At 59.1% G+C, this 21,520-nt stretch carries 24 protein-coding genes and 1 pseudogene; 12 read left to right on the forward strand and 13 right to left on the reverse strand.

All coding sequences use genetic code 11. The features are described from left to right. Window positions 1-472: pseudogene (locus tag ACPYOP_RS09800) on the reverse strand (hypothetical protein); the annotation flags it as partial. Between ACPYOP_RS09800 and ACPYOP_RS09805 the strand changes: the two are divergent. Beyond that, window positions 393-902 carry an outer membrane protein assembly factor BamE gene (locus ACPYOP_RS09805; protein ID WP_481410199.1) on the forward strand — a complete coding sequence of 170 codons (510 nt, stop codon included), beginning with the start codon at window positions 393-395 and terminating at the stop codon, window positions 900-902. The pseudogene ACPYOP_RS09800 and the gene ACPYOP_RS09805 sit on opposite strands and share 80 nt — an antisense overlap. A 188-nt stretch (window positions 903-1,090) precedes the next feature. Here the strand turns inward: ACPYOP_RS09805 and ACPYOP_RS09810 are convergent, their stop codons facing one another. The 3 genes from ACPYOP_RS09810 to ACPYOP_RS09820 all read right to left on the reverse strand — a co-directional run bounded on the left by ACPYOP_RS09810 (window position 1,091) and on the right by ACPYOP_RS09820 (window position 4,418). Next, window positions 1,091-3,229, reverse strand: coding sequence for a sodium-translocating pyrophosphatase (locus ACPYOP_RS09810; protein ID WP_481410200.1), 2,139 nt, complete (start codon window positions 3,227-3,229; stop codon window positions 1,091-1,093). A gap of 247 nt (window positions 3,230-3,476) precedes the next feature. Further along, the gene (gene nusB, locus ACPYOP_RS09815) at window positions 3,477-3,959 is read right to left on the reverse strand and encodes a transcription antitermination factor NusB (protein ID WP_112344153.1); all 483 of its coding nucleotides are present in this window, start codon (window positions 3,957-3,959) and stop codon (window positions 3,477-3,479) included. A 3-nt stretch (window positions 3,960-3,962) separates the two neighbouring features. Further along, the gene (locus ACPYOP_RS09820) at window positions 3,963-4,418 is read right to left on the reverse strand and encodes a 6,7-dimethyl-8-ribityllumazine synthase (protein WP_481410201.1); all 456 of its coding nucleotides are present in this window, start codon (window positions 4,416-4,418) and stop codon (window positions 3,963-3,965) included. Between the two features lie 196 nt (window positions 4,419-4,614). Between ACPYOP_RS09820 and ACPYOP_RS09825 the strand changes: the two genes are divergently transcribed. Genes ACPYOP_RS09825 through ACPYOP_RS09835 form a run of 3 tightly spaced genes read left to right on the forward strand, consistent with a single transcriptional unit; the run spans window position 4,615 to window position 6,186 of the window. Then, the gene (locus ACPYOP_RS09825) at window positions 4,615-5,124 is read left to right on the forward strand and encodes a cupin domain-containing protein (RefSeq protein ID WP_481410202.1); all 510 of its coding nucleotides are present in this window, start codon (window positions 4,615-4,617) and stop codon (window positions 5,122-5,124) included. 40 nt (window positions 5,125-5,164) lie between these two features. After that, the gene (locus ACPYOP_RS09830; protein ID WP_481410203.1) at window positions 5,165-5,683 is read left to right on the forward strand and encodes a GNAT family N-acetyltransferase; all 519 of its coding nucleotides are present in this window, start codon (window positions 5,165-5,167) and stop codon (window positions 5,681-5,683) included. A gap of 20 nt (window positions 5,684-5,703) precedes the next feature. Then, the gene (locus ACPYOP_RS09835; protein ID WP_481410204.1) at window positions 5,704-6,186 is read left to right on the forward strand and encodes a GNAT family N-acetyltransferase; all 483 of its coding nucleotides are present in this window, start codon (window positions 5,704-5,706) and stop codon (window positions 6,184-6,186) included. Window positions 6,187-6,233: 47 nt separating this feature from the next. Here the strand turns inward: ACPYOP_RS09835 and ACPYOP_RS09840 are convergent, their stop codons facing one another. From ACPYOP_RS09840 to ACPYOP_RS09860, 5 genes are all read right to left on the reverse strand, one after another. After that, window positions 6,234-6,854, reverse strand: coding sequence for a riboflavin synthase (locus tag ACPYOP_RS09840; RefSeq protein ID WP_481410205.1), 621 nt, complete (start codon window positions 6,852-6,854; stop codon window positions 6,234-6,236). Continuing rightward, window positions 6,854-7,963: a bifunctional diaminohydroxyphosphoribosylaminopyrimidine deaminase/5-amino-6-(5-phosphoribosylamino)uracil reductase RibD gene (ribD, locus tag ACPYOP_RS09845; protein ID WP_481410206.1), complete on the reverse strand. Its 1,110-nt coding sequence runs from the start codon at window positions 7,961-7,963 to the stop codon at window positions 6,854-6,856. The genes ACPYOP_RS09840 and ribD overlap by 1 nt, the downstream gene beginning before the upstream one ends. 2 nt (window positions 7,964-7,965) lie before the next feature. Next, window positions 7,966-8,442, reverse strand: a complete 477-nt coding sequence (nrdR, locus tag ACPYOP_RS09850; RefSeq protein WP_120663528.1) for a transcriptional regulator NrdR — start codon at window positions 8,440-8,442, stop codon at window positions 7,966-7,968. 9 nt (window positions 8,443-8,451) lie between these two features. After that, complete coding sequence (gene glyA, locus ACPYOP_RS09855) at window positions 8,452-9,750, reverse strand: serine hydroxymethyltransferase (RefSeq protein ID WP_481410207.1); 1,299 nt, start codon at window positions 9,748-9,750, stop codon at window positions 8,452-8,454. Between the two features lie 271 nt (window positions 9,751-10,021). Beyond that, entirely contained in the window at window positions 10,022-11,335 is a 1,314-nt protein-coding gene (locus ACPYOP_RS09860; protein WP_481410208.1) for a L,D-transpeptidase family protein, read from the reverse strand. A gap of 813 nt (window positions 11,336-12,148) precedes the next feature. On the opposite strand from ACPYOP_RS09860, the gene ACPYOP_RS09865 reads away from it, so the two are divergent. Continuing rightward, window positions 12,149-12,439, forward strand: coding sequence for a hypothetical protein (locus ACPYOP_RS09865; protein ID WP_481410209.1), 291 nt, complete (start codon window positions 12,149-12,151; stop codon window positions 12,437-12,439). A gap of 59 nt (window positions 12,440-12,498) precedes the next feature. Then, complete coding sequence (locus tag ACPYOP_RS09870) at window positions 12,499-13,332, forward strand: hypothetical protein (protein WP_481410210.1); 834 nt, start codon at window positions 12,499-12,501, stop codon at window positions 13,330-13,332. Window positions 13,333-13,371: 39 nt separating this feature from the next. On the opposite strand, the gene ACPYOP_RS09875 is transcribed toward ACPYOP_RS09870, so the two are convergent. From ACPYOP_RS09875 to ACPYOP_RS09885, 3 genes are all read right to left on the reverse strand, one after another. After that, on the reverse strand, window positions 13,372-13,578 hold the full coding sequence (locus ACPYOP_RS09875) for a hypothetical protein (protein ID WP_481410211.1): 207 nt from the start codon (window positions 13,576-13,578) through the stop codon (window positions 13,372-13,374). A gap of 82 nt (window positions 13,579-13,660) precedes the next feature. Next, complete coding sequence (ldtR, locus tag ACPYOP_RS09880; protein ID WP_481410321.1) at window positions 13,661-14,176, reverse strand: transcriptional regulator LdtR; 516 nt, start codon at window positions 14,174-14,176, stop codon at window positions 13,661-13,663. Between the two features lie 130 nt (window positions 14,177-14,306). Beyond that, on the reverse strand, window positions 14,307-14,747 hold the full coding sequence (locus tag ACPYOP_RS09885) for a DUF6163 family protein (RefSeq protein WP_168842183.1): 441 nt from the start codon (window positions 14,745-14,747) through the stop codon (window positions 14,307-14,309). 145 nt (window positions 14,748-14,892) lie between these two features. Between ACPYOP_RS09885 and hemB the strand changes: the two genes are divergently transcribed. The 6 genes from hemB (at window position 14,893) to ACPYOP_RS09915 (ending at window position 18,962) form a co-directional block, all read left to right on the forward strand. Next, a complete protein-coding gene (gene hemB / locus ACPYOP_RS09890; RefSeq protein WP_481410212.1) occupies window positions 14,893-15,906 on the forward strand; it encodes a porphobilinogen synthase in 1,014 nt (337 codons plus the stop codon). A 77-nt stretch (window positions 15,907-15,983) separates the two neighbouring features. Continuing rightward, entirely contained in the window at window positions 15,984-16,442 is a 459-nt protein-coding gene (locus ACPYOP_RS09895; RefSeq protein ID WP_481410213.1) for an RDD family protein, read from the forward strand. 182 nt (window positions 16,443-16,624) lie between these two features. Beyond that, complete coding sequence (locus tag ACPYOP_RS09900; protein ID WP_481410214.1) at window positions 16,625-17,404, forward strand: arginyltransferase; 780 nt, start codon at window positions 16,625-16,627, stop codon at window positions 17,402-17,404. Continuing rightward, window positions 17,405-18,301: a DMT family transporter gene (locus tag ACPYOP_RS09905; protein WP_481410215.1), complete on the forward strand. Its 897-nt coding sequence runs from the start codon at window positions 17,405-17,407 to the stop codon at window positions 18,299-18,301. Between the two features lie 50 nt (window positions 18,302-18,351). Beyond that, complete coding sequence (locus ACPYOP_RS09910; protein ID WP_481410216.1) at window positions 18,352-18,573, forward strand: AbrB/MazE/SpoVT family DNA-binding domain-containing protein; 222 nt, start codon at window positions 18,352-18,354, stop codon at window positions 18,571-18,573. Beyond that, entirely contained in the window at window positions 18,570-18,962 is a 393-nt protein-coding gene (locus ACPYOP_RS09915; RefSeq protein WP_481410217.1) for a type II toxin-antitoxin system death-on-curing family toxin, read from the forward strand. The genes ACPYOP_RS09910 and ACPYOP_RS09915 overlap by 4 nt, the downstream gene beginning before the upstream one ends. Window positions 18,963-19,075: 113 nt before the next feature. On the opposite strand, the gene parC is transcribed toward ACPYOP_RS09915, so the two are convergent. Then, window positions 19,076-21,334: a DNA topoisomerase IV subunit A gene (gene parC, locus ACPYOP_RS09920; RefSeq protein WP_481410218.1), complete on the reverse strand. Its 2,259-nt coding sequence runs from the start codon at window positions 21,332-21,334 to the stop codon at window positions 19,076-19,078. Window positions 21,335-21,520: the final 186 nt, after the last annotated feature.

Genomic DNA, 21,520 nt, shown 5'->3' on the forward strand with positions numbered 1-21,520 from the left:
CGTCATAATCGGTATAGAAAACCGGCTGCCGCGCCATTGACGTCAGGACCTCATACTGCCTGACGACGATGATCTGATTGTGATTTCTTTTGTGGAAGAGCCCAAAAATCATGAGAATCCCGGAATTGGCTCCTTCAGAGCGCGCCGTTTTTGCTTGGCCGTGTTGCATCCACGCAAAAGCTGGTTTACCGAAGCAGGCGCGAATTGCAATGCCGTTTGTGCCCGCTTCGAGGCTCCTGCCCCTTACCGTCGTCACGTTGTGCATGATCGGTGATGAAGAGTGCCGAACAACGTCTTTGTGCCTCTTCCAATCGCGGAAAGGCCACAATGATGTGCACAGCAAGGTCATACCGGCCGCTCGGCCATCGGATTGATTCATTAGGGGAGATGAGATGTCGTTGACCAGACGGTATTTCAAGTCTGACATTACTTTCAGCAGCGGTGCCGCCATCGCCCTGGTGATTGCGACCATGGGACTTTCAGGTTGCAAGACCAGCGAGGTCATGAATAACGGCTACATCTTCGATCCGCAGTCGCTCGCGCTTGCGCCGGTCGGCTCCAGCCGTGAGCAGGTCCTGCTCTCGCTCGGCACGCCATCGACCACCGCGACCTTCGACGGCGAGGTCTTCTACTATATCTCCCAGAAGCGCACCCGCGCCGTCGCCTTCATGAAGCCGAAGCTGGTCGACCAGAATATTCTGGCGATCTATTTCGACAAGGACGGTATCGTGAAGCAGGAAGCCAACTATACGCTGAAGGACGGCAAGGTCTTCGACATGATCAGCCGGACGACGCCGACAGGCGGCCGCGACATCACCTTCCTGCAACAGATCCTGCAGGGCAGCGGCAACGGCGTCAACGGCGCGAGGAACTTCCTCAACAACCTCAACCCAGGCCAATAAGCCGGGAAGCCCTTCAAAGAAAAACCCGCGAGGCACGCGCCCCGCGGGTTTTCATTATGCGTTCGATTTGCTTCGCTTAGAGCATGATGCCGAAAAGTGTCAGGGGATTTCGGACGACATCATGCTCCGCCTATTTGATGCTAGCGCGGATTCAGATTTAGGTCGATCCGACCTAAAATCATCTGGCGCTAGCCGGCGAGAACGGCGAGCAGCAGCAGGGCCACGATATTCGTGATCTTGATCGCCGGATTGACGGCCGGGCCTGCCGTATCCTTGTAAGGATCGCCGACAGTGTCACCCGTCACCGACGCCTTGTGGGCTTCAGAACCCTTCATGTGGCGCGTTCCGTCCTTGTCGACGAAACCGTCCTCAAAGCTCTTCTTGGCATTGTCCCATGCACCGCCGCCCGACGTCATCGAAATGGCGACGAAGAGACCGTTGATGATCACGCCGAGCAGTGATGCGCCGAGTGCGGCGAAAGCCGAAGCCTTGGAGCCGGAGAGCAGCAGGACGCCGAAGTAGACGACGAGCGGCGCCAGCACCGGCAGCAGTGACGGGACAATCATTTCCCGAATGGCGGCCTTGGTCAGCAGGTCGACGGCGCGGCCGTAGTCCGGACGTTCCGTGCCCTGCATGATGCCCGGTTTCTCGCGGAACTGCCGGCGCACCTCCTCCACGATCGAGCCGGCGGCGCGGCCGACGGCCGTCATGGCGATGCCGCCGAAGAGATAGGGGATGAGGCCGCCGAACAGCAGGCCGGCGACGACGTAAGGGTTCGAAAGCTCGAACGAGATCGTGCCCACATTGGCGAAATACGGGAACTTGTCACCGTGAGCCGCGAAATATTGCAGGTCGTTCGAATAGGCCGCAAACAGCACCAGCGCGCCGAGACCGGCCGAGCCGATGGCATAGCCCTTGGTGACGGCCTTGGTGGTATTGCCGACCGCATCGAGCGCATCGGTGGATTTGCGCACTTCCGGCGGAAGATGCGACATTTCCGCGATACCGCCAGCGTTGTCGGTAACGGGGCCGAAGGCATCGAGTGCGACGATCATGCCGGCAAGGCCGAGCATGGCGGTGACCGCGATGCCGGTGCCGAACAGGCCGCCGAGCTGGTAGGTGGCGATGATGCCGCCGACGATGACGATTGCCGGCAGTGCCGTCGATTCCAGCGAGACGGCAAGCCCCTGGATGACGTTGGTGCCGTGACCGGTCACCGACGCCTGGGCGATGGAATTGACGGGCCGCTTGTTCGTGCCGGTATAATATTCAGTGATGACGACGATCAGCGCCGTGACGATCAGGCCGACGATGCCGCAGGCGAACAGCTTTGTCCCGGTGACGTCGAAGCCCGCAACCGTGCCGATAGAGCCCCAGCCGATGGTCAGCGAGGTGGCGACAGCCAGTCCGACGATCGACAGGATGCCGGTGGCGATGAGGCCTTTGTAGAGGGCGCCCATGATCGAGCCGTTGGCACCGAGCTTCACGAAGAAGGTGCCGATGATCGAGGTGATGATGCAGGTGCCGCAGATCGCCAGCGGATAAGTCATAGCGGAATCGAGGAGCGGCGAGCCGGCGAAGAAGATCGAGGCGAGAACCATGGTCGCGACCACAGAAACCGCATAGGTCTCGAACAAGTCGGCCGCCATGCCGGCGCAATCGCCGACATTGTCGCCGACATTGTCGGCAATGGTGGCGGGATTGCGCGGATCATCCTCCGGAATACCGGCCTCAACCTTGCCGACGAGATCGCCACCGACGTCGGCGCCCTTGGTGAAGATGCCGCCACCGAGACGCGCGAAGATCGAAATCAGCGAAGCGCCGAAGCCAAGCGCCACCAGCGCGTCGATGACATCGCGCGATCCGGCCTCATGGCCGAGAATGCCGGTCAGGACGTAGAAATAGATGGAGACGCCGAGCAGGGCGAGGCCCGCGACGAGCATGCCGGTGATAGCACCCGACTTGAAGGCGATATCGAGGCCCGCCGACAGGCTATGCGACGAGGCCTGCGCCGTGCGGACATTAGCGCGCACGGAGACATGCATGCCGATGAAACCAGCCCCGCCCGAGAGAATCGCGCCGATCAGGAAGCCAAAAGCGGCTTCGGCAGACAACAGAAGCCAGGCCGCGATGAAAACGATGACACCGACAATTGCAATGGTTCTATATTGACGCGCCAGATAGGCCTGCGCGCCTTCGCGGATATAACCCGCGATTTCCTGCATGCGCGCGTTACCCTGATCGGCTGATAGCACCGACCGGGTCGTCCAGATGGCATAGACCACCGAGAGCAAGCCGCACGCGATTACACCTAAAAGAATCGACATTTCGCTTTTTCCCTCCAAAAAGCCGGCGGTTCACTCCTCCCCCGGCCGCCTGCGACAACGAACAGCCCCTTCCTCCCGGGGCTCGACCAATGTGCAGTTGCGAGATTGCTGTCGCGATAACGCCACGTCAAGACCGCCCGCGGGTAAAATACCCGCAGGAGGTTCAAAAGAATATTCGAAGATGAAATCGGGCGCGAACGAAGGAAACGAAAGTGACCGCCGCCACCGATTACGCGCTCGCCGGACCTTATTTCTTGGCTTCGCCGCGAACCTGCTTGGCGATTCGGTCGAGCACGGCGTTGACGAGCTTGGGCTCGTCCTCCTCGAAAAAGGCGTGGGCGATCTCGACATATTCGGTGACGATGACCGGAACCGGCACGTCCTTGCGATCGAGAAGCTCGAATGTGCCGGCGCGCAGGATGGCGCGCACCGTGCTGTCGAGACGTGACAGCGCCCAGTCGTCCTGAAGGGCCGAGCCAATCAGCGGATCGAGCTTGGTTTGATCGCGCACGACGCCTGATACGATGGAGCGGAACCAGGATGCGTCAGCCTTCAGATAGGTCTCGCCGTCCAGCTCCTGTCCGAGACGATGGGCCTCGTATTCGGCCACGACCTCCAGAACGCCGGTTCCGCCGATATCCATCTGATAGAGCGCCTGCACCGCCGCAAGGCGCGCTGCGCCCCGCTGGTTCGCGGGCTTTGCCGGTCGCTCGTTATCCTGATTGCTCATGAATTATGCACCCAACTTCTCTTTCAGCGCGATCATGGTCAGCGCTGCGCGAGCGGCAAAGCCGCCCTTGTCCTTATCCGAACGGCGGGCGCGAGCCCAGGCCTGTTCATCGTTCTCGACCGTCAGGATACCATTGCCGATCGCGAGGGATTCGCTGACGGCCAGATCCATCAGCGCGCGCGAAGATTCATTGGCGACGATATCGAAATGATAGGTCTCACCGCGGATGACCATGCCGAGAGCGACATAGCCGTCATAGACCACATTACCATTGTCGCCGCCATCGAGCGCCATGGCGATCGCGGCCGGGATCTCCAGCGCGCCGGGAACGGTGACGACATCATAGGTCGCGCCAGCCTCCTCGAGAGCAGCCTTGGCGCCATCGAGCAGCGCATCGGCCATATCGTCATAGAAGCGGGCTTCGACGATAAGGATATGGGCATTGGAAGAGCTGGTCATACATCACCTGCGGATTGAGAGGGCGCGGCACCTTGTTAGGCCGGGTCAAACCACGGCGGGCCTCGCTTGGCAAGTGTTTTTAATGGTCGGCGCCAATTCCGGCCCTATTTGGAAATCCTCGATGCGGCGCGGAAATTGTGGCTTTCGCCAACGCAACCGCTTCGATAATAATTCAAAGTCTACGAAGGGGAGGTTCATGACGAAGAAATTCACACCCGCCGTCAATGTCGGCGCGCTCGAGCTGGAGCATTGGCAGCAGGGCAGCTTCTTTGCCGGCAGCGACACCTCCTTCGGGGCGATGCTCGGCCTGAAGGGCCTTGGGATCAGCTATAACGAGGTACCGCCCGGAAAGTCCGGCTGTCCCTTTCACAACCATCATGTCGAGGAAGAACTCTTCGTCATTCTCGACGGTGAAGGCGAATATCGCTTCGGCGACCAGCGTCTTGCGATTAGCAAGGGCGACGTGCTGGGTGCCCCCGCCGGCGGCCCGGAGACGGCGCATCAGCTGATCAATACCGGTCCCGGCGTGCTCACCTATCTTGCCATTTCCACCAAGGCACGGACAGAAATCGTCGAATATCCCGATTCCGGCAAGTTCCTGGCGAAGACCAATGACGACGGCAAGGCGACGTTCCGTACGATCGGCCGCACTGCCACCGGCAACCTCGATTATTGGGACGGCGAGCCCGGCGCCTCAAACGACTAAGCACCATCAAAGATGTAGTTCAGCAAAGCTCCATATCGCCATGACCCATATTCCGACGCTGACGACCGATCGCCTGCTGCTGCGCGGCCATAGACTCGATGATTTCGAAGAATTCCTCGGCCTCTGGAAACACGAGGAGATCGTTCGCTTTATCGGCGGCGAAATGCCGACACGCGAGCAGGTTTGGGCCCGCCTCCTGCGCTATGCCGGCCTATGGCATCACCTCGGCTTCGGTTTCTTTGCAGTCGAGGAACGCCAAAGCGGCAAGCTGATCGGTGAAGTCGGTTTTCTCGATCTGCACCGTGACATGACGCCGATGACGGAAGGCACGCTGGAAGCCGGCTGGGGCATTACGCCGCCCATGCAGGGCAAGGGCTATGCGACGGAAGCCATGAACGCGGCGATTGCCTGGGCGGACAGCCAGTTCGCAGGCCGACGCATGACCTGCATCGTAGACATCGAGAACGTACCGTCCCTGCGGGTTGCCGAAAAGATCGGCTTCCGCCGCATCGGCGAAGTAACGTTCAAGGACAGGTGCAATGCCATATTCGAGCGCTAGGCGCTGTCAAGAGGACTATCATGCCGGTTTCGCAGGATAGGTTTTCGGTCAAGCGTTACGAACCGCGTGACGCCCAAGCCACGATCGACATTTTCCTGAGGGCCATTCGCGAGGTCGCGTCGAGGGATTACAGCCCGGCGCAGATCGCCGCCTGGGCGAAGGTTGAAGACGCCGAAGTCTGGGCGCGGTATCGCGCGAGCCGGCCGACTTGGCTTGCGATGGATGGTTCACTGCCCGTCGGCTTTACCGATCTGAAATCGGATGACCGCCTCGATATGATGTTCGTTTCGCCCGACTATCAGCGAAAGGGTGTCGCCAGCCTGTTGCTTGCGACCGTTGAAAGAGCTGCGCGCGAACAGGGCCTTCAGCGGATTTTCACCGAGGCGAGCCTGACCGCCCGCCCCTTCTTCGAGCGCAAGGGCTTTGTCGTCGTGGCCGCGCAGCAGGTGGAAAAGCGCGGCCAGATCTTGTCGAACTTCCTGATGGAAAAAACGCTTGCGTAAGCTGCCGAGGCGCCGATCGACGCCTCCCTGCAGCGAGCCTATGAAACTCAGGCTTCGCGGACGACCGGGAATTCCGCCAGCCGGGCGGCGTAGCGGGCCATGGTGTCGACTTCGAAATTGACGAAGTCACCGGCCTTGCGCTCACCCCAGGTCGTGACTTCGAGCGAATGGCGGATCAAGAGCACGTCGAATTCGGTCCCATCGACGGCGTTGACCGTCAGCGAGGTGCCATCGAGCGCGACCGAACCCTTCGGAGCGACGAACCTGGCGAGGTGTTCCGGCGCGCGCAGGCGAAAACGGGTCGCATCGCCTTCGGCCGTGACCGAGAGGATTTCCGCCTTGCCGTCGATATGGCCGGACACGATGTGGCCACCGAGCTCATCGCCGATCTTGAGGGAACGTTCCAGATTGATCTTGGCTCCGGTTTCCCAGGTACCGATGGTCGTCAAGCGGAGCGCCTCTTCCCATGCCTCGACCTCGAACCAACGTCCGTTGCTGCCCTCTTCCGGCAAGCCGGTGACCGTCAGGCAGACGCCGGCATGCGAAATCGAGGCACCCATGTCGATCGTCGCCGGATCGTAATTGGTGGCAACGCGCAGCTTGATGCCTTCCTTCAAGGGAGCAATGGATTCGACCGTGCCGACGTCGGTGATAATTCCGGTAAACATCAAAAACCTCTTTCAAATTCGTCGCAGCGATCATCGCCGAAGCGGCTTTCGCCGATATGCATGAAACTTGCTGGGATATTGGATTTGAGGACGGGCGATTCAATACCGCCTTCGCCGATATCGGCAGGCCCCTGAAAGAGCAGGATGCGGTCGACCAGGTCAGCGGCGAGGAAACGCCGCGCTGTCTTGGCGCCACCCTCGACCAGCAGGGAGGAAATCCCACGCGTACCCAAGGCTTCCAGCAATTCTCCCGGTTCGCTCAAATTGGACTGCAACACCTCGACACCAGCGGCATCGAGGGCGGCACGGCGGCCCAAGAAGGCGCTGTCGGCATTCTCGTCGAAAGGTGGCTGATGACCAGCAACGGCAATAACCGGATATTGCCGTGCCGTCCTTACCAGCTTGCTGCCGAGCGGCAGCTGAAGATCTTTGTCGATGACGATGCGCAAGGGCGAGCGGTCTTCCAGGCCGGGAAGACGGCAAGTCAACTCCGGATCGTCTGATATCGCGGTGCCGATACCGACGAGAATGGCGTCGCTTTCGGCCCGCAGCATCTGCACCTGCGCCCGCGAGATGTCGCCGGTGATGCGTACCTGCCCCCCACCCGTCTTGCCGATCATGCCGTCGGCGGAAATGGCAAGCTTGAGAGTCACATAGGGGCGGTTTCTCGTCTGGCGCATGAGATAGCCAGCGAGAGCCCGCCTACCCTCCGTCTCCAGAATGCCGGTATCGACCTCGATGCCGGCTTCGCGCAGCATGGTGATGCCGCGCCCGGAAACGCGCTGGTCGGGATCGGTAACGCTGATGACGACGCGCACCACGCCATAGGCAATCAGCGCTTCGGCGCAGGGCGGCGTCTTGCCATAGTGGGAACAAGGCTCCAGCGTCACATAGGCGGTGGCACCTCGCGCCGCCTCGCCTGCCTCGGCCAGAGCCTGAGGCTCCGCATGCGGCCGCCCGCCAAGCGCGGTTACGGCGCTGCCGAGGATGACGCCATCCTTGACGATGACGCAACCGACGGATGGGTTGGTTGAGGTCAATCCAAGATGCCTGCGCGACAGACGGATGGCCGCGGCCATGAAACGCTCGTCCTCGGGCCGCGGCGTCATGGTCAGGGATCCAGCGGATCGCGGGCGATCTTCGCGTTGATCTCCTCGATCACATGCTCGAAATCTTCCGCATGCGAAAAATCGCGGTACACGGAGGCGTAGCGCACGAAGGCAACGTCATCGAGGCTCTTCAGCGCCTCAAGCACCTGCAGACCGATCTGCTCGGAGCTGATTTCGGTCTCGCCGGAGCTTTCAAGGCGACGGACGATGCCGGAAACGGCGCGCTCGATCCGGTCCCGATCGACCGGGCGCTTGCGCAGCGCGATCTCGAAGGAGCGCACCAGCTTGTCGCGATCGAACAGCACCTTGCGGCCGGTCTTCTTGATGACCATCAGCTCGCGCAGCTGCACGCGCTCGAAGGTGGTGAAGCGGCCGCCGCAATCCGGACAAATGCGCCGACGGCGGATGGACGTATTGTCCTCCGCCGGGCGCGAATCCTTGACTTGGGTGTCTTCTGAGCCGCAGTAAGGGCAGCGCATGCGCTCTCCTTAGCCCATGTAGCCGTACATCGGGAAGCGGTCGGTGAGCTTGACCACTTTCTCGCGCACGGCAGCCTCGACGGCAGCATTGCCTTCATCGGAATTGGCAACCTTCAGGCCATCGAGCACTTCGATGATCAGATTGCCGATTTCCCGGAATTCGGCTTCCTTGAAACCGCGTGTCGTGCCGGCCGGCGTGCCGAGACGGACACCGGAGGTGACAAAAGGCTTTTCCGGATCGAAGGGAATGCCGTTCTTGTTGCAGGTGACATAAGCGCGGCCGAGGGCAGCTTCGGCGCGCTTACCGGTGGCGTTCTTCTTGCGCAGGTCGACCAGCATCAGGTGGTTGTCGGTGCCGCCGGAGACGACGTCGACGCCGCCGGAGATCAGCGTTTCGGCAAGCGCCTTGGCGTTTTTGACGATCTGGGCGGCGTAATCCTTGAATTCCGGCTGCAGCGCCTCACCGAGCGCAACGGCCTTGGCGGCGATGACGTGCATCAGCGGGCCGCCCTGGAGGCCGGGGAAGACGGCCGAATTGAACTTCTTCGCCAGATCCTCGTCATTGGTGAGGATCATGCCGCCACGCGGGCCGCGAAGCGACTTGTGCGTGGTCGTGGTGGCGACGTGGCAATGCGGGAACGGCGACGGATGCTGGCCGCCGGCAACGAGACCGGCGATGTGCGCCATATCGACCATCAGATAGGCGCCGACGCTGTCGGCGATCTCGCGGAAGCGCTTCCAGTCCCAGATGCGGGAATAGGCCGTGCCGCCGGCGATGATCAGCTTCGGCTTGGTTTCTTCAGCCTTGCGCTGCACTTCGTCCATGTCGAGCAGGTTGTCGCCTTCGCGCACGCCGTAGGACACGACGTTGAACCACTTGCCGGACATGTTGACCGGCGAACCATGCGTCAGGTGACCGCCCGAATTGAGGTCGAGGCCCATGAAGGTGTCGCCCGGCTGCAAGAGCGCCAGGAATACGGCCTGGTTCATCTGCGAACCGGAATTCGGCTGAACGTTGGCGAAGTTGACGCCGAACAGCTTCTTGGCGCGCTCGATGGCGAGTTCCTCGGCGATATCGACGAACTGGCAGCCGCCATAATAGCGCTTGCCCGGATAGCCTTCGGCATATTTGTTGGTCATGATCGAGCCCTGCGCTTCCAGAACGGCGCGCGAGACGATGTTTTCCGAGGCGATCAGCTCGATTTCGTGGCGCTGACGACCCAGTTCCTTGCCGATCGCACCAAAAATTTCCGGATCGGTATCGGCAAGCGAGCGATTGAAGAAGGGTTCGGTGGACGCATTGGTCATCGTGAAAGCTCCTGAACGGGCCGGAACGGCAATGCAGACGGTATTAGCGTCAGGGTCGCCGGAGAGCAATACGACCAGCGACATTTGCGCGCATAATCCCGAAATCCAGCAGGATTTCGGAAAAGATTATGCGCCATTTCAAAGCGTTACTGCGTCCTTTGCGCGTCCAATGACGCGCGGCGCAGTAAGCATTCTACGCAGAGCGATACCGGCAAACGAAAAAGCCGCATCCGAGGACGCGGCTTCCATAAGAATTGCCATCAGGCGGCCGTTATTGAACCGGCTGCTCCATGCCTTGGGTCGTATTGAGCGCCAACTGGGAATTGCCGTCGAGATTATAGATGTCGTCGCGGAACTGGACGATACCGTCGCGGGCGCTCCAGGCCGAAATATAGACGAAATAGACAGGCACTTCCGACGCCAAGGTGATCGGCGTATTGACGCGGGTGGAGATGACCTGCTCGATGTGCTGACGCGGCCAGCCGGGCGTTTCGGCCAGCAGCCAGGTCGCGAGGTCGCGCACATTCTGAACGCGCACGCAGCCCGAGCTGTCGAAACGCATCAGCTTGTTGAACAGGCCCTGCTCCGGCGTATCGTGCATGTATTCGTTGTTGGGGTTGTGGAAGTTGATCTTCGTGGACGCCATGGCGTTCGTTTTGCCCGGGTCCTGACGGAACATCAGGTCCGGCGCCTTGTCCGAATTCCAGTCGATCGTCTCGGGCGCTACTTCCTGGCCCTTGCCGTCGATAAGGCGAATGTTGTTCTTCGTCAGGTAGGTCGGGTCCTTGCGCATCAAGGGCACGATGTCCTTGATGACGATGGAGCGCGGCGCCGTCCAGTACGGGTTGAGGATGACCTCGTAGATCTTTGAATTGATGATATGCGTCGGCCGTGATTCCCGGCCGACGATCGCCTGGTGGCGCAGCGCCACCTGACCATCCTCGACGGCTTCGACACGTGTTGCCGGGACGTTGACCATGACGTGACGACGGCCGAGGTCGGATGGGAACGTCTGCAGGCGAACAAGATTGGTGTTCAGCTGCTGCAGGCGGACATTGGCGGGGATGTTCATCGCCTTCAGCGTGAAATCGCCCATGACGCCATCTGCCGGCAGTCCGTGACGGGCCTGGAAACGCTTGACCGCACCGTCGACATAGGAATCGAAGGCAGAGGAGATACCAGCCTCACGCGGCAGGTCGCCGGTAATCATCAAATGCTGGCGCAGCGACTGTACGGCCGGATCGGTCACACCGAGCTGCAGCGGCTGCTGGCTTGTCGGATTGATCTGCGGCCATCCGCCGTTGGCGGCAATGTTCTGATATTGCGCGATCGCCTGTTGAATATTCGATACGGAATCTGGCCCGAGGATTGGCGCGTTCGACTGGACGGCGGCGGCGGTGCGCGCCGCAGCCTTGGCGTCGAACTGATCGTCCCAATTCCCGCGGGAGCGGTCATTGATCAACGCCTCGAGCGGAGTTGCGTTTTGCGCGAGAGCCGGAGCGGCCAGTGCGGCAGCGCCAAGAGTTGCAGCCGATCGCAGGAAAGAGCGGCGCGAAAAGGGTCCAATTCCGTTTTTCTTCGACATATCCCAACCGTTCAACGCTGCGATCCAAATCATGCGCAGCCTAGAGAGGAAGCAGTAAATAGCGCAAGCTCGCGCCAAGTAACGCCGCTCAGTATCAATCAGCACCCTTAAAGCACCACCAAAAACTTCGCCACGAACTATCACAATATCGCGAAGCGAAGACTTTAGGGCCGTAAGATCGAAATTCGAGAGCGCTGCTTGCCGTCCGTTTCCGCTGTCATAGCAATATGGCCAATTCGTGTCTCCCGGCATGGAACTCGCCTTACCGGACGACGCGGAAATAAAAGTCATATTGCAATTGCTAAAATACCACAGCTGCGCGTGGTTCATAGCGTGTATTGACCCGCCGTCAATGGCACACGCGTCATGCGGGTTGGATGTGACACAAGGCAAGGAGCGGACGTGGCAAAAAACGCACAATTATAACGCCGCAACGCATTCAAGCCGGACACGCAGGGAACGCGTCCGGCTTCTTCCTCTTTCGAGGCAGATCAGCGCGCCTACACATGGAGTCAGCGCGAGCAGCAGAAATACGATCATGTGGCGCTGGCGGCACTTCGTGAAGCCGAGCCCGCGCGCCACGCTCTCCTTTATCACAGTTCTTTAGTCGAAGCGTATGCCCAATCAAAGACTTGGATACCGCTATACAACGGTATTACATGCCCAGCTCGCGAGTTCCGGAGAGAGCGGCGTTGATCTGACCGACAAATTTCATGTGAGCATCAGTACTATAAACAAAGCATTAATGCACCCGGTTGCCTAGCTTCTGGTATTGTAGTGTCTGTTGCTTCGAATCTTCCCAGAGGAGTTCTCATGACCGAAATTCTTTACATTGTAACCGCTGATATCATGAATCGCGAAGAAGACGGCCGCGACCATCAGGATGGCTCAACGATCTTCCGCTCCTTTCAAACCCGCGAGACGTGGACGTTTCCTGCCAGCACCCCAATCGGAACTATCATGGAGGAGGTCAACAAGCTCAGCTACCAGCACTCATATGTAACCGGTGTAAGCATCAATGAAGACCGGATCACCGCAGAAAAGGCGCGCGAGGAACGTTACCAAGCCCGCAGAGCCAAGGAACATGATAACATTCCCGACTAAACCGGCCCGCGGGGGAAAAACTATAATTCTGCATACACTTTTGGGTGGAAACGAACCAGATGAATGAAAAAAACGGCGATTTCGAGAGTATTAACCTACCCGCTTCTTCCAAATTCCTGCTGATCGGAGCTATTGCGCTCACTGTTGTTTGGCTTTTAGGTGCTCTTTACTTGGGATCTCATCCATCAAGCTTAGCAAAGCCGCCGGAAAAAATAAATGAATGGGGTGATTTTGCTGCCGGTGTTTCTGCGCCAATCGCCTTCTTATGGCTTGTTCTTGCCGTCATTCTTCAGTCCACGGAACTTAAGGAGCAGCGCAAGGAGATTGCGCTCACTCGCAGAGAATACGAGCACAACCGTGAGGTCATGACGGCGCAGGCTAATGAAGCACGACGACAGGCAGAATATATTGAACAACAAACGAGGATGCACCTCGAAGACCGAGCGCATGCAGCTTCTTTAGAGGTTTACACCGCTAGCATCGACCTAATCGCCACGCGCCTGCGTCAATATTCAAACGCGTGGGAAATTTACCTTGCGACTCCTAACGGCAAGCTAGACACAAATAACTCGGCAATCTTCGGAATATCAAGAACGGCGTACAATGATTTAACCGATCAATTGGTCGTTGCTCGGACCGTTCAGACTGTCAGGACGCAGCTCCGCAATTTTCGGGAACATTTCGAAGGTTCCAGTCTTGCGGCTGCCTACCCCTACGACTTCGAGCGCATTTCCAGCGCCGTCATCAGCAGCGCAGAAACAATCTCAAAACTTCCTGAGAGCGTTCAAATTAAAGCAAAGACATTGGAGCTGGACGAACTCAAATCCCAAATCATTTTTATCAACAATCTTCTTCCTGCACGGAGCTTGTTCTCAAAGCTGATTGATGGCTGAGACCGGTTTCAGGATGGCTGCACGGTATTTTCCTGTGCTTCAGATCGGCTGTTTCTCTTCGGGGCTAGCGGTGACCGTGGGTTCCAAACCGGAGAAACATTCGAACTTATCGAATGTGAAAATGGCCGCTTCGTTAGCCGATCGTTTCTCAGCCTGATTATCCATGTGACTAACTTCGAGCAAAAGACAAATTGGGTTGTTTTCGGCTTCCTTGAGCGCAAAAATATTCACGCGTAGCTGGCGCAACGTGGCGTCTTCTCTCGCCTCGTTACGCCCATCTACACACCGGGAGGTTCTAAGAAGCCGGAGGGAACGCCAGCTTGGTAGATTACATGCGGTAGGCGATGCTGTCGTTCCAGAAGCGGTCGAGACGCTGCAGGAGCTTGTTCATCTGGGTGAATTCGTCGGTGCCGATACCGCCGACCTTGTCGATCGAGCCGATGTGGCGCTCATAGAGCTTGGCAACGGTTTCGGCGATGTCCTGGCCGGTTTCGGTCAGACTGATGCGGACCGAGCGGCGGTCGATGCGCGAGCGCTGGTGATTGATGAAGCCGAGGTCGACCAGCTTCTTGACGTTGTAGGAAACGTTGGAGCCGAGGTAGAAACCGCGGGAGCGCAGCTCGCCGGCCGTCAGCTCGGAATTGCCGATGTTGAAAAGGAGAAGTGCCTGGACGGCGTTGACGTCGTCGCGACCCTGACGGTCGAACTCGTCCTTGATGACGTCGAGCAGGCGGCGGTGCAAACGCTCGACCAGGTGGAGCGATTCCATGTAGAGACCCCGGATATCATCAACCTGCTGATCCCGAGCATTTGCAACTGCCTGCGGCTTGATTTTCGTGTTCATCATGACTTGGCCTCACTGTTTGTTTGGCGGTGTCGTTTTCTTCCCGCCTTGAGTGAGACCCTATCGAATACACATAAAATTCTACTTAAACTGCAGGCTTAACAGCACCTTACCGCGAAGTCTTGGTGTCTCAGGGTAAATCAACCATTACCTGCTGCCGACGACGCCGGCGTTTTTCCTGCCACAGCAGGACGCGGAAAAGGCAATAGATCACGGCCACGCAGGCATGCAAGATCATGATCAGCGGGTTGGAGCCGAATATCTCCGGCCAGGCCCCATACATCAATCCCTGCCCGCCTGCCGCCAGCACCCACATGACCGGCCCCCACGACACGGTGAGCCACAATCCGAGCGCGGCAACCGGAAAGACGACGGCGAGACCGGCGCCCGCAACCTTCCATGGCAGGGCCAATAGATCGAAGCGGGCATGACCTTCCAGCGAATAGCCGACCAGCATCGCCCAATATTGCAGGCCGAGCCAGAAGCAGGCGATCGCGATCAGCCGCAGGAACAGCACGAACAGGATGTCCGTCAGCGTATTCTTGGGTACGGTCGAAGAATCAGGTTCCATGCGCGAACAATACGTAGGAGGCATCGGCCTCGCCAGAATATAATGGCTGCGGCTTTTCGCCTGGTTTTGAATCCTGGGGACAGCGTGATAGGTACGCGGCCTATATATAGAGTGCCATAACTAGACGAAAAAGGATGGCGGCATCATGGAGAACAAGACGCATCTCGTTGACGAGATCACCGGACATCGCCGCATGCGACGTAACCGCAAGGCCGATTGGACCCGCCGCCTGGTACAGGAAAACCGGTTGACGGTCGACGATCTGATCTGGCCGATCTTCCTGATTCCCGGCACTGGCATCGTCGAGCCGATCCCCGCCATGCCCGGCGTCAACCGCATGACAGTGGACAAGGCCGTGGAAGCGGCCAAGGAAGCAGCCGATCTCGGCATTCCCGCGCTTGCCACCTTCCCCAACATCGAAATGGAGTTGCGCGACGAGACCGGCTCCAACAGCCTTGAGAAGAACAATCTCATCAATCTCGCCACTGCCGCCATCAAGAAGGCCGTTCCGAATATCGGCGTCATCACCGACGTCGCTCTCGACCCCTTCACCAGCCACGGCCATGACGGCATCCTGCGCGGCAATGAAATCGTCAACGACGAGACCGTCGAGCAGGTTGCGCTGGCTGCCGTCTACCAGGCGGATGCGGGTGCCGATATCATCGCGCCGTCGGAAATGATGGACGGGCGCATCGGCGCGATCCGCCAGGCACTCGATGCCGCCGGCCACCAGAATGTCGGCATCATGAGCTATGCGACGAAATTCAGCTCGGCCTTCTACGGCCCCTATCGCGAGGCGATTTCGACCGGTGGACTGCTGAAGGGCGACAAGAAGACCTATTACATCGATCCCGCCAACGGCACCGAAGCCGTGCGCGATGCCACGCTCGACGTCGAGGAAGGCGCCGACATGCTGATGGTCAAGCCCGGCCTGCCCTATCTCGACATCTGTTGGCGGCTGAAGGAGGCTTTCGGGCTTCCGACCTTCGCCTATCAGGTCTCCGGCGAATATGCGATGATCAAGGCGGCGGCCGCCAACGGCTGGATCGACGGCGAGAGGGTGATGCTCGAAACCCTGCTCGCTTTCAAGCGTGCCGGCTGTGACGGCATCCTCACCTATTTCGCCATGGATGTTGCAAAGCATCTCGCGCGAAAATAGCTCCGCACCGCTCGCTTATTGTATTTGCCGGACCTGATACCATATGTTCGGCAAATATTTCCCCAAGGAGGAAAGCAATGAGCCTGAATCCCAGCCCGCTCTATGCAGCACCGGACGACTGGCGCGCCTATAGTGGCGTGCTGAGCCGGCGCATCTTCGCATTCATCGTCGATTACATCATCGTCGCGTTGCTCTGCATTCCAGCCGCCGTCGTGCTGTTTTTCGTGTCGATCCTGACGCTGGGGCTTGGCTTCATCCTCTATCCCGCCCTCTTCGTCATCGTTGCCGGATTGTATTTCGGCTGGACACTCGGCGGCCCATACCAGGCCTCGCTCGGCATGCGCGCCATGGGCCTCACCATGGTCCGCGTCGACGGCCGGCGGATGGATTTCCTGACGTCGATCGTCCACCTGGCGCTGTTCTGGATCCTGAACTCCGTCTTGACGCCGCTGATCCTGCTGGTAGGCCTTTTTACCGAGCGCAGCCGTCTGGTGCACGACCTGCTGCTCGGCACGGTCATCGCCCGCACCGCCTGAAACACGCAAATCGCGATATCAAATTGACGATCCCTCGTGGGGCAAACGACCTGCGAGGTGGCGTCCGAGCGCATCATGAATTAGGAAACTTCGATCTTTAGCGAAGGACGTAGTTGACGTTTTCTAAACTTGGGCCATGCTTGTAAAAAACAGGTGCCGAAAGAAAGGGCAATCAACGGCAGATGAACACGCAGTCGACGCCTTCTCCGCAGTTTTACCTGACGGCACCGGCCCCCTGCCCGTACCTGCCGCACGAGATGGAGCGTAAGGTTTTTACGCACCTCGTCGGTCCTCGCGCGGCGGAGATGAACGATATCCTGACCCAGGGTGGCTTCCGGCGCTCGCAGAACATCGCCTATCGTCCTGCCTGTGAATCCTGCAGGGCCTGCGTATCGGTCCGCATTCTCGCCCAGGAATTCGAGCCCAGCCGCTCGATGCGGCGCATTCTGGCCGCCAATAGCGACGTCATCGCCACCGAATTTCCCGCGCAGCCCTCGAGCGAACAATATTCGCTCTTCCGCCGCTATCTCGACTATCGGCACCAGCACGGCGGCATGTCAGACATGACGGTGCTCGACTATGCAATCATGGTCGAGGATACGCATGTGAATACCCGCATCATCGAATATCGCCGCCGCGAAGAAGGCTCAGGGCTGGAACAGCGCCCGAAAGGCGAATTGCTGGCGGCCGCCTTGACCGACGTCATGAGCGACGGGCTGTCGATGGTCTATTCCTACTTCAATCCCGATCTCGACGCGCGATCGCTCGGCACCTTCATGATCCTCGATCATATCAAGCGGACGAAGGCGCTCGGCTTGCCGCATATCTATCTGGGCTATTGGGTCAAAGGCTCGCGCAAGATGGACTATAAGACGCGCTTTCAGCCGCAGGAACATCTCACGCCGCGCGGCTGGGAGCGTTTCGATCCCGCCTCCGACGGCGATAAAGATACTTTCCGCTGAATGTTCTCCCGTCTTTCGGATCATCAAAAGGGCCTGCTGCTGACGACGCTCGGCGGCCTCGCCCTATCGATGGACATACCGCTGATCCGGCTTTCCAGCGGTGAGATCTGGTCGGTGCTGTCGACGCGCAGCCTTGCGACCATCGTCGTTGCACTTGCCGCACTTTTCGTCGTCCGCCGCGTTACGGGTTCGCTGCGAAGCGTGCTGCCAGGCTGGCTCGGGCTTCCCGTCGGCTTCTTCTACGGGCTGACGACCATCGCGTTTCTCCTTGCCGTCTATTACACGACGGCGGCGAATGTGGTGTTCATCATCGCGCTGAATCCGATGTTCACAGCACTTCTTTCCTGGATATTCCTCAAGGAGCGCCCCGCCCTTTCCACCTTCATCACCATGGCCGTCATGATCCTCGGGGTCGGGCTCATCGTTGGTGACGGTATGGAAGGTGGCCATCTCTTGGGCGATGCGCTTTCCGTGCTCGCATCGTTTTCCATCGCCTGCGCCATCACCATCAGCCGCGCCTCGGGCCGGGATATGGGCTTCGCTTCCTTGCTGGCCGCCGTCATCCCGGCCGCCGCCGGGCTCTATCACATTGCGCCCTCCGGTTTTTCCATCGAACATCCCGGCTGGATCCTCTTCGACGGCGCCGTTCTGATGCCGCTTTCCTTCTGGTGCCTTGCGACAGGCACGCGCTTTCTCTCGGCACCGGAAGTGGCGATGTTCTACCTGCTGGAAACGATTCTCGCGCCCATCTGGGTCTGGCTGATCTTCTTCGAGGCACCCACCAACATGACGCTCGCCGGCGGCGGGATATTGATCCTTGCGCTTGCCGCGCACTCGCTTTGGCAGGTGCGGGTCAAGGCGAGAGCAGCAATCATCGCGCAAGCCCTCGCGCCTTGAAGCAACGCCCATCCAATGTTATAACCAAGTTATTACATTGGAGCTGAGACATGAACGTCACCATCCGCAAGATCGGCAATTCCGAAGGCGTGATTATTCCGAAGGAAGTCCTTCAGAGACTTGGCTTGAAAAATGGCGATGCCCTGGAGATACGTGAAGTGAACGGCAACATCGAGTTGGTTCCAGAGCGTGCCGACCTCGCGGAGCAATTGCGGGCTGCAAGGCTTGGCATGCAGAAATATCGTGCCGCTCTGCGTGAACTCGCAAAATGAATAACTATAAGTGGCTATCCCGTGAAGCGGTTGAAATCATGCACGAGGAGCAGGTCGCAGAACATGGCGGATTGCCGGGTTTAAAGGACGAGAATGCTTTGGAAGCAGCCATGGCACGCCCTTTAAACAAGGCCGCATATGGCGAGAATGATCTATTCGCTTTGGCTGCGGCTTACCTTTATGGCCTCGCGCGGAACCATCCTTTTTCCGATGGGAATAAAAGAACTGGATACCTAGCAGCTTTCACATTCCTCTACATCAACGGCTATTTGATTGAAGCCGAGGATGGGATGATTGTGGCCTTCGTACTAGGCGTTGCCGCCGGCGAAATAGATGAAGAGGGAGCGACACACTTCTTCAAAGACTTTTGCACCCCACTAGCTGGGTGACGACGGCTCCACCCCCCTACACTGCGCTGGCCCGCCGTTCATCCAAGCTCAGGGCGTTCGTCGCTGCAATCGACCCGCCGGGCCGATTGCCTTTAGCTCAACTCAACCAGGCCTCACCCTGAAAACCTGCCGCTTCTGGGGAAGCCTTTCGGCACTGCTCTGCCGGCACCGGCGCGATCGCCTAGCCATTCCGTCAGTTCGTCCTTGGTCTTGGTGAAGGTGCGCCCGGCGCTGTCTTCCCATGTCAGGCCGTCGGCAATCGCGAAGCACCGGATATCGGCAACGCCGCCATCTTTGTAGCGCTGCAGGCGCACGCCCTTGCCGCGCGACATTTCCGGCACCTGCGAAAGCGGGAAAATGACCATCTTGCGGTTCTCGCCGACCACGGCGACATGATCGCCCGAAACCGGCACGAGCAGCTTGGTCTCGTCGGGATAGGAGACGTTCATGATCTGCTTGCCCTTGCGGGTATTGGCGACCAGTTCCGCCTCGGGCACGATGAAGCCGTTACCCGCCGTCGACGCGATCATCTGCTTGCGCTGGGGATCGTGGACGAAGGCGGTCAGCACGTCCTGATCGTTCTCCATGTCGATCATAATGCGCAGCGGCTCGCCATGGCCACGGCCGCCGGGCAGCTTGTCGCCGCCGAGCGTATAGGCCTTGCCGCCGGTCGTGATGATGAGGATCTTGTCCGTCGTCTGCGCCGGGAAGGCAACCTTGAGCCCATCGCCCTCCTTGAAGGTCAGCGACGAGGTATCGGAGATATGGCCCTTCAGAGCGCGGATCCAGCCCTTTTCCGAGACGACGACGGTAATCGGCTCCTTCTCGATCATCGCCTGCTGAATGGCGGCATCGTCTGCCTCGGGCGCTTCCGCAAACTGCGTGCGGCGGCGGCCGATGTCGGTCGCCTTGGCGAATTTCTTCTTCACCTCGCCGATTTCCCAGGAAACCGTCTGCCACTGCTTTTCTTCCGAGGCGAGCAATGCCTCTATGTCGGTCTTTTCCTTGGTCAGGCCGTCGAATTCCTTGCGGATCTCGAACTCTTCCAGCTTGCGCAAGGAGCGCAGCCGCATATTGAGGATCGCCTCGACCTGATTGTCCGTGAGGCCGAACCGCTCCATCATCACGGGCTTCGGCTCATCCTCCTCACGGATGATGGCGATGACTTCATCGATGTTGAGATAGGCAACCAGGAAACCGCCGAGGATTTCGAGGCGCTTTTCGATTGCCGCCAGACGGAAGCGCGAGCGGCGCAGCAGGACGTCGCGGCGATGATCGAGCCACTCCTTCAGGACGTCGTTCAGCGCCATGACCTTGGGGATACGGCCCATGGACAGGACGTTCATGTTGAGCGGGAACCGGCTCTCCAGCTCCGTCAGCTTGAACATCGATTCCATCAGGATCGTCGCATCGACGGTGCGGCTTTTCGGCACCAGAACGACGCGGATGTCCTCGGCCGATTCATCGCGGATGTCTTCAAGCAGCGGCAGCTTGCGCGCCAGCAGCAGCTCGGCGATCTTTTCGATCAGCCGCGACTTCTGCACCTGGAACGGGATTTCGGTAACGACGATCTGGTAACCACCACGACCGAGATCCTCGATCTCCCATTTGGAGCGAACGCGGAAACCGCCACGGCCAGTCTTGTAGCTTTCGATGATGCTCCGGCGATCGTCGATGATGATACCGCCCGTCGGAAAATCCGGGCCGGGAATATAGAGTTCCACGAGCTTCTCGACGGTGGCATCGCGATCCTTGATCAGATGCAGCGCGGCGTCGCAGAGCTCATGGGCGTTGTGTGACGGAATGGAGGTCGCCATGCCGACGGCGATACCGGAGGAACCGTTGGCGAGCAGATTTGGAAAGGCGCCCGGCAGAACGATCGGCTCGGAATTCGACTCGTCGTAGGTATCGCGAAAATCGACCGCATCCTGATCGATGCCTTCGAGCAGCAGTTCGGAAACCGCCGTCATCTTGGATTCGGTGTAACGCATCGCGGCCGGGCTATCGCCGTCGATATTGCCGAAATTGCCCTGGCCGTTGACCAGCGTGTAGCGCTGAGAGAAATCCTGCGCCAAGCGCGCCAACGCGTCATAGATCGACTGGTCGCCATGCGGGTGATAGTTACCCATCACCTCGCCGACGATCTTGGCGCATTTGCGGAAGGCGGCATTGGGGCGAAGACCCATCTCGCTCATCGCATAGACGATGCGGCGATGCACCGGCTTCAACCCGTCGCGGACGTCGGGAAGCGCGCGTTGCGTAATGGTCGACAAAGCATAGGCCAGATAGCGCTCTTCGAGCGCGGCCTTCAGGTCGACCGGAACGATGTTGTCGTCGCCGTCACCGGACGGCGGTGTAAGATTTTGTCCCATGGCCCTTGACTATAAGAGATGGCGATTCCCGGCAAGAAATCAGCGGAAAGCACCTGTGGATGAAGGCATTTCGGCCATCCTGCGAGATGGCCACCGATACATTTTTGCTGCACTCGCGCGCTACATTCATTGTCATTGGATTTTCAAAGAAAGATCAATATAAGTCGGCGCAGTACACGCGCAATC

This window comes from Rhizobium sp. KNZ2-6A, assembly GCF_056755475.1.